At 63.8% G+C, this 7,134-nt stretch carries 8 protein-coding genes; 3 read left to right on the top strand and 5 right to left on the bottom strand.

From position 1 onward, the window contains the following. From IVA88_RS32270 to IVA88_RS32250, 5 genes are all read right to left on the bottom strand, one after another. Positions 1 to 204: hypothetical protein (locus IVA88_RS32270; RefSeq protein WP_247501208.1), on the bottom strand; the 204-nt coding region annotated here is incomplete at its 3' end. 261 nt (positions 205 to 465) lie between these two features. Then, a complete protein-coding gene (locus IVA88_RS32265) occupies positions 466 to 1,104 on the bottom strand; it encodes a MarR family transcriptional regulator (RefSeq protein ID WP_247501207.1) in 639 nt (212 codons plus the stop codon). A gap of 865 nt (positions 1,105 to 1,969) precedes the next feature. After that, positions 1,970 to 3,295, bottom strand: a complete 1,326-nt coding sequence (gene fliI / locus IVA88_RS32260; RefSeq protein WP_247501206.1) for a flagellar protein export ATPase FliI — start codon at positions 3,293 to 3,295, stop codon at positions 1,970 to 1,972. 36 nt (positions 3,296 to 3,331) lie between these two features. Next, positions 3,332 to 4,060, bottom strand: coding sequence for a flagellar basal-body rod protein FlgF (gene flgF, locus IVA88_RS32255; RefSeq protein ID WP_247501205.1), 729 nt, complete (start codon positions 4,058 to 4,060; stop codon positions 3,332 to 3,334). A 3-nt stretch (positions 4,061 to 4,063) separates the two neighbouring features. Next, entirely contained in the window at positions 4,064 to 4,849 is a 786-nt protein-coding gene (locus IVA88_RS32250; protein ID WP_247501204.1) for a DUF1217 domain-containing protein, read from the bottom strand. A gap of 142 nt (positions 4,850 to 4,991) precedes the next feature. Between IVA88_RS32250 and motA the strand changes: the two genes are divergently transcribed. Genes motA through IVA88_RS32235 form a run of 3 tightly spaced genes read left to right on the top strand, consistent with a single transcriptional unit; the run spans position 4,992 to position 7,121 of the window. Further along, positions 4,992 to 5,891: a flagellar motor stator protein MotA gene (motA, locus tag IVA88_RS32245; protein ID WP_247501203.1), complete on the top strand. Its 900-nt coding sequence runs from the start codon at positions 4,992 to 4,994 to the stop codon at positions 5,889 to 5,891. Then, the gene (locus IVA88_RS32240) at positions 5,888 to 6,826 is read left to right on the top strand and encodes a FliM/FliN family flagellar motor switch protein (RefSeq protein WP_247501202.1); all 939 of its coding nucleotides are present in this window, start codon (positions 5,888 to 5,890) and stop codon (positions 6,824 to 6,826) included. The genes motA and IVA88_RS32240 overlap by 4 nt, the downstream gene beginning before the upstream one ends. Continuing rightward, a complete protein-coding gene (locus IVA88_RS32235) occupies positions 6,807 to 7,121 on the top strand; it encodes a hypothetical protein (RefSeq protein WP_247501201.1) in 315 nt (104 codons plus the stop codon). The genes IVA88_RS32240 and IVA88_RS32235 overlap by 20 nt, the downstream gene beginning before the upstream one ends. Positions 7,122 to 7,134 lie beyond the last annotated feature (13 nt).

Raw genomic sequence — 7,134 nt, 5'->3', positions numbered from 1 at the left:
ACACCTGTATGCTGCTGTGCGGTTTTCCTGCGTGTGCTTTTCGCGCAGCGGACCGCGGGTGCCAGCCGGCACCCGGCCTTCCCTGCGCCTTCTTGGACAGAGGGTGAAGCGATGAAGCAAAGCTCGGGCGAAATCAGCCGCGAGGATGCGAAACTGTGTCTGCAATTCAAAATGCGAACTGGAAGAGTGGCGCTGCTGCCCCATACTCCGTCATTGCGAGCGCAGCGAAGCAATCCAGAGTCTTACCGCGGAGGGATTCTGGATTGCTTCGCTGCGCTCGCAATGACGATGTGAGAGAATGTGCGCCACACTTTGTTCTCGTGACCCGGACGCCGCGCAGCAACGCTGCGAATCGCTGCGCGTCCGGGAGACAAGAGGCTCCGTATGCGCCTTCTAGGGATCGCTATCGCTGCGAAATTTTCCGCAAGCTCTGCGCAGGATCCGTGCCCGGAAATTACGTGCGCCTCAGCCCTGGCTCGCCACGCGCGCGCGGTCGAGATGTTCCTCGAGCTTCGGACGGTCGCGGGTGCGCTCGAAACTGGTGCAGAGCAGTTCGGTCTCCTCGAGCGAGACCGGGGCGCGATACAGCCGGCACATGAATTCGGCCGTTGCGCGCCCCCCCTTGCCGGTACTCGGGCCGCGTTCAGCGAGAAACATGCAGTCCCGGCAGACGCTGGCATCGAGCCGCTGATGGGCCGCGTCGAGGTGATTGAGGATCTCCCGCAGCGAATCGCGCAGCCTGACGCACTCGTCGGTTCCGAGCGCCGTGACGGCGTTCAGCACGTGATTGATCGGATCGTGCTGGTTCAGGCACTTTTCGCCCTGCGCAGTGAGGTGGAGCACGACAGAACGCTTGTCCTCGTGCGACGGCTTTCGCACCAGGAAGGACTTGCCCTCCAGCGTCTTCACGATCTGCGATGCAGTCGCCCTTGTGGCGCCGATGAAGCCGGCGAGCGCGGACGGCGTGCGCGAAAACCTGTTGGCACGGCCAAGAAAGCGCAGCGCCATCCATTCTCGATCGCGCAACCCATGCTGATTGCCTTCGAAATACCAAGCCCTCGCCGCCTGAACCAGCAGCTCGACGGCTTCTCTTGCCAATGGCATGAATTCCTACCTTGCCCGGGGAATAACGTCTGCGGCGCCCCGGAGCCGCCTTCTGTCGTTGCGCACGAGCCGTTTGCGAGAAGCCGTACCGACCGCAACGTCCGACATATGCACCGTGCTCTTCTCTGGCGTGAAGGCACGGCCTGCCCGGCGCCCGAGCTGGACTGATGGGCACTGCAAGCCATGGCGCGGGAAACGGTGTTGCTGTTGGTGTGCCATTCGCGGCGTCGTCGCACGGGAGCCCGGGTAGCCGTCGCCAGCAGACGATGGATCGGAGTAGTTCAACCGAAGCCCCTAAAGTTCAAGTCACAAGCAGACGTTTCTTGTCTTCCGGCGAAACGATGAATGAGCTTCTCAACAAAATCAAGTAGAGACCCTCTCGGAGACGGGATGTCGTCGCAGGCGAATGTAACGTTCAAGACAATCTCGCTCTTCGGGACACATGACGGTGAACGCAATACGCTGTCCTACCAGCAACATGCACCAACTATGCGACGGCTTGATTGCACGGCACGTTGCTGGCTGTCGTTGATGCAAGTTGACCGAAGCTTGTGCAAGACGACGACGTGGATCGGCACGTCATCCACAACTTGTGCGTTCTGCCGGAGAATCGCCCAAGGGAACTCACAGGAATTACACGCGGCAGTTGTCCGCGCCAGGGTCGCGGAATCGCCGGTTCAGTCGCTTTCGGTCCGGCTGCGCGATTCCCTCACCCGAATAGGGCAGGTGATTGGCGGCGCAAACCGGAGACGGCCGTGCATGCGCATGCGCTGGAAGAGTGGCGGCATGCGCAATCGCCTGTCGAAAACACGAGCAAGGTGCGATCGTGCGAGGCGCCTCGCGCGACGTCTCAGCCTGAGGTTCGCTAGTCGCCCTTGAGCATGTCCCGCAGTTCGCGGAACGGATCGGCGCTTGGCGGAGCCGAAGCGTCCTGCCGCATCGCGCCGTAGATTCTCGGAACCATATCGACCGCCTGGTCGAGACCCGAATCACGTCCTGCCTGGTATCCGCCCATCAGGCGAAGGTCGCGCGTGTCCTCGTATTTGGCGATCATGGCGCGCAGCTTGCTCACCAATTCGCGCTCTTCGGGATCCCAGACGTTATGAGCGAGGCGGGAGACGGAACCCAGAACGTCCACCGCCGGATAGCGTGCCTGGTCGGCGATGTGCCTGGAAAGCACGATGTGCCCATCGAGTGTGCTGCGGATGGTATCGGCGATCGGCTCGTTGTGATCGTCGCCGTCCACCAGCACGGAGAAAATCCCGGTGATCGTCCCGGATCCCTCCTCGCCGGGTCCGGCCCGCTCCAGAAGGCGCGGCAGATCGGTGAAGACGGTGGGTGCGTAGCCGCGTGCGACCGCGGGCTCACCGGCGGCGAGCGCGACTTCGCGGGCGGCGTGGGCAAAGCGGGTGATCGAATCGACCATGAGCAGGACCGATTCGCCCCGGTCGCGGAAATATTCGGCGACCGCCATGGCCGTCTTCGGCGCCAGCCGCCGCATCATCGGGCTTTCGTCTCCCGTCGACACGATCGTGACGGCGCGGTGACGATCGGCGCCCAGCACGTCCTCGATGAACTCGCGCACCTCGCGGCCGCGCTCGCCGACCAGGGCCAGCACGACGGTGTCGAAACCCTGACTGCGGGCGAGCATCGCAAGCAGCGTCGATTTACCGACGCCGGAACCGGCAAAGATGCCGACGCGCTGGCCGGCGCAGATCGGAGCGAACAGGTCGATGACGCGTACGCCGGTCCGCAGCGGCTTGTGGACGCGCGCGCGCTTCATGGCCGAAGGCGCCTCCGCCTCGGCCGAGACCGGACGCGATCCCGGGGTGAGAGGGCCCTGTCCGTCCAGCGGCGCCCCGAGCGCGTTGATCACCCGGCCCTTCCAGCTCGGATCTGGCGCAAAGGACAGTGGGGGCATCCGGTAGGCGACCGAGCCGAGGCCGCCGGCGAACTGCCGGTCGAACGGCTTGGCCATGATGCCCTCGCTGTCGATCCGGACCACCTCGCCGATCTGGGGCTTGCCGCCGGAGTTGACGCCGATCAGTTCGCCAAGCCTGACGAAGCGCGACAGGCCGGAGACGCGGAAATGCGTCGACGCGATCTCGGAGATCGCGCCGCTGACGCTTGCCAGGGGAGTGCTCTGCTGAAGCTCCAGCAGCGCCCACTCAAGTTGCCGAAGAGCGTTCAAGGAAACCGTCCAACCTCATTGCGCGCGGTGCGCAGTCTATTTGCCGGGTTCGCCCAGCGTCCGGATTGCGTTCTGGAGCGAGCTCTCGGTGCCCTCGATCATCGAATTGGTGCCGTCGAAGGCGCGCGAGGCCGCGATCAGCTTCGTCAATTCCATCATCGGATTGGCGCCGGAGCCCTCGACATAGCCCTGCTTGAAGCCGTCGCGGGAGAAATCGGCGATGGCGGTCGCGGGCCGGTTGGGCGTGACGCCAGAATTGCCGTAGCGGTCGAGATTGGCGTCAGCGGGAATGTTGAACAGGCCGATGGTGCCGATCTCGTTGTTGTCCTGGGTGATCGCGCCGCTGCGCGCGATCGAGACCGGTCCGCCGTTCGGATCAAGGGTGATCTGCGCGCCGCCGGAATCGATAACGGGGAAGCCGGACACGGTCTGAAGGTCGCCGTTGGGGGCGATCTGGAGCCGGCCATCGCGCGTATAGACCGTGCCGTTCGGACCGGCGAAGGCGATCCAGCCCTGTCCGACCACGGCGACGTCGAGCGGATTGCCGCTCTCGGTGATGTTGCCCATCTCGCGCGAGATGATGTTGTCGCCGGGCGAGGAGAAGGCGACCGGGTTCGCGCCCGCCTTGGACAGCACGGTCTCGAACTTCACCACGTCGGTGCGGAACGCCGCGGTGTTGACGTTGGCAACGTTGTTGGCGATCGTCTGGAGGCGCTTTTCGAGGGCGACCTGCGCCGACAATCCCACATAGAGAGCCGATTGCATGACTTACTTCCCAAACCGGATGGACTGAAGCTTCGACAGCATGTCGGTATCCATGCCGACCGACGACGCCCCGCCGATCAGGACCAGCGCGGGGTTGGTCGAGTTGTCGCTCTGGGCCTGGGTCGCATCCCACATCGCCGCGAAGCGCTGCACGAATTTGGTGACCTTGGCCGGATCCTGGAAGTCGGTGAGCTTGACCTTGTCCGTTATCATTTTGGCCTGAGCATCGATGTCGGACGAGCTGATCGTCGACGACCAGCCCATGGCGGTCTGAACCACCTGGGTCAACGCCTTGTCGGCGAGGATCTGGTAGGAATTGGTGATCGTGGAGGCCTTGCGCGTGAAATAGAGCGCCAGCTGGAGGCCCTCATTCTGGTCGCCGGCCTTCTCCTCCATCGTCTGCGTGACGTATTGGGTCGCCGTGCCGGTCGTGGCCGCGGCGGCTTGGGTCGCCTTGTCGCCGAGGGCGGCGAAATTGAACGCGGCGGCGAATTGCCGGTAACGGGTGTCGGTCAGCTTGTTGGCGAACGTCGTGTTGTCGGCGATACCCTCGGTCAGCACCTTGCGCATGAACGCCTTGGCGTAGGTCATGTCGCTGACACCAAAGGCCTTCATCGCGTAGGAGTAGAGGCGATAGTCCTTCAGGAAGTCGTCGATGGTCTTCACATTGCCGATGTGGCTGAGGAAATAGTCGGTGTCGCGGCTGACATCCGGCTGCGTCGCGACCTGCGTCAGCGACTTGCCCATGTCCTTGGTCAGTCTGGTGTAGTCCGCGATGGTGGATAGCATGACACGCGCCCCTCTGGCCGCTCTCGCGACGTCGTCCCAAGCTGCCGTGACTTGCTTGCGCGAGGCTGACGAGGGGGAAGCCAGCTTCGCGCAAGGCTCGCCCACTAGATGTTCCCGATGGGATCGGTGATGGAGCGGCGCGTTGGGCAGTTTCGTGGGGATCGTCATCACGGTAGCGGCACTGCTGGGCGGATTTGCCGCCATGGGCGGGCATCTGGGCGTGCTCATGCAACCGTGGGAGTTCGTGATCATCATGGGCACCGCGGCCGGTACCTTCATCATGGCCAATCCCTGGAAGACGGTCGTGGATACCGGGCTTGCGTGCGTGCAGGCAGTGACGGGGGCGGTGCCTGGTCAGCGTCACTATCTCGATCTGCTCGGCGCGCTCCACGCGCTGATGCGCGAGCTGCGCGGCAAGGGCCGCAACGAGGTCGAGGCTCATATCGACGATCCCGCGTCCTCCGAGATCTTCAAGGCATTTCCGAGCGTGCTCGGAGATCCGTCGCTGCTCCAGTTCATCTGCGACTATGTCCGCCTCATCATCATGGGTAACGCGCGAACGCACGAGATCGAAGCGCTGATGGACGAGGAGATCCACACCATCGTCAAGAGCAAGCTGGCGCCCTACCATGCGCTGGTGGTGGTCTCCGAGGCGCTGCCCGCGCTCGGCATCGTCGCCGCGGTGCTCGGCGTCATCAAGGCCATGGGCGCGCTCGACCAGTCGCCGAAGCTGCTGGGCGGCTTCATCGGCGCCGCCCTCGTCGGCACCTTCGCCGGTATCTTCCTGTCCTACGGCATCATTTCGCCTTTCGCGATGAAGGTCAAGATGACGCGCGAGAAGCGTTGCCGGCCCTATATCATCGTCAAGCAGACGCTGCTGGCGTTCATGAACGGCGCCATGCCGCAGATTGCCGTCGAGCACGGCCGCAAGATGATCGCGAGCCCCGAGCGGCCCTCGATCGACGTCGTCGAGAACGAGACCATCGCGGGCCCCAAGGCTGTCGTGACCGAGGCTGAACCGAAGGCTGCGCGCGCATCATGATGGAAAACCTCGACGTCGATCAGCGGAAGCCGCTGCCGAACTATCTGCTGGACGCCGCCGGCATATCGATCGAGCGCATGCCGATGCTCAATGTGATCTTCGATCGCATGGCGGCATCGTGCACGGACAGCCTGCAGCCGATAGCCGGAACGCCGTGCTATTTCTCGGTCAACGGCATCACCAACGACCGCGTCGGCGACATCGTCAAGGACTACGAGGCCAACGCGGTTGCGGCTGTGCTCTACGCCGAGCAGTGGGACTCCCGCATCATCATCATGCTCGACCGCGACTTCGTGTTCACCATGGTCGAGGCGATGTTCGGCTCCGACGGCGCCGAACCGCCGCTCGACGTCGAGCGCAGCTTCTCGAACATCGAGATCCGCCTGGTCCAGGCGCTGTTCGAGCGGTTCGCCAAGGCGCTGCAATCCTCTTTCGCCGGCACCTCCAACGTCACCTTCCGCGTGGAGCGGGTCGAGACCGCCATGGCGTCGCTGGCAATCGGGCGGAGCGGCAACATGTCGATCTGCGCGAACATCATGCTGCAGGCACTCTACCGCGGCGGCCAGATGTTCCTCATCATTCCGCACTCTGCGCTCAACCCGCTCAGGCAGAAGCTCGCGACCGTCGTCGTCAGCGACGGCCGCGCGGCCGATCCGCGCTGGCGCGAGCAGATGGAGACCGAGGTTCACCGCACCGAGGTAACGCTGAGCGCCGTGCTGGACGAGAAGATGATTTCGCTCGGCGACGTCGTGAAGTTCCAGGTCGGACAGGTGCTTGAGCTCGAAGCCACGCCGCGCACACTGGCTCGGCTCGAGAGCAACAACCAGGTGCTGTTCTGGTGCCAGATCGGCCAGCTTGATGGCTATTACGCCATGCAGGTGGCAGATCCCGTCGATCAGAAACGGGAGTTCGTCGATGATATCCTATCTCGTTGATGCCGTGCTGCTGATTGCGCTCGCCTTCACCAGCATGCGGGTGACCCGGATGCATCGCGAGCTGGCGCGCTTGCGCAGCTACCAGGGCGAGTTCTCGACTATCGTCCAGGAGACGGCGGGCGCCTTCGACACGGTCATCACCGCGGCGCATGATTCCACCGCAAATCTCGGACGGCTCGCCAACGTGCTGAGCACGAAGATCGACCAGGCCCACGACGCGATCGCGGCGCTCGACGCGAGGAGCGGGCTCGCATCCGCGGCGACCGCGGGTGGCGCCGACGTGAACAAGCATTGAAACCGAAAGCCGG

The sequence above is a fragment of the Bradyrhizobium sp. 149 genome (assembly GCF_023073915.1).
Taxonomy (GTDB): domain Bacteria; phylum Pseudomonadota; class Alphaproteobacteria; order Rhizobiales; family Xanthobacteraceae; genus Bradyrhizobium.
The sequence above is the reverse complement of the archived record's forward strand: the minus strand, read 5'-3'. Positions and strand labels throughout refer to the sequence as shown.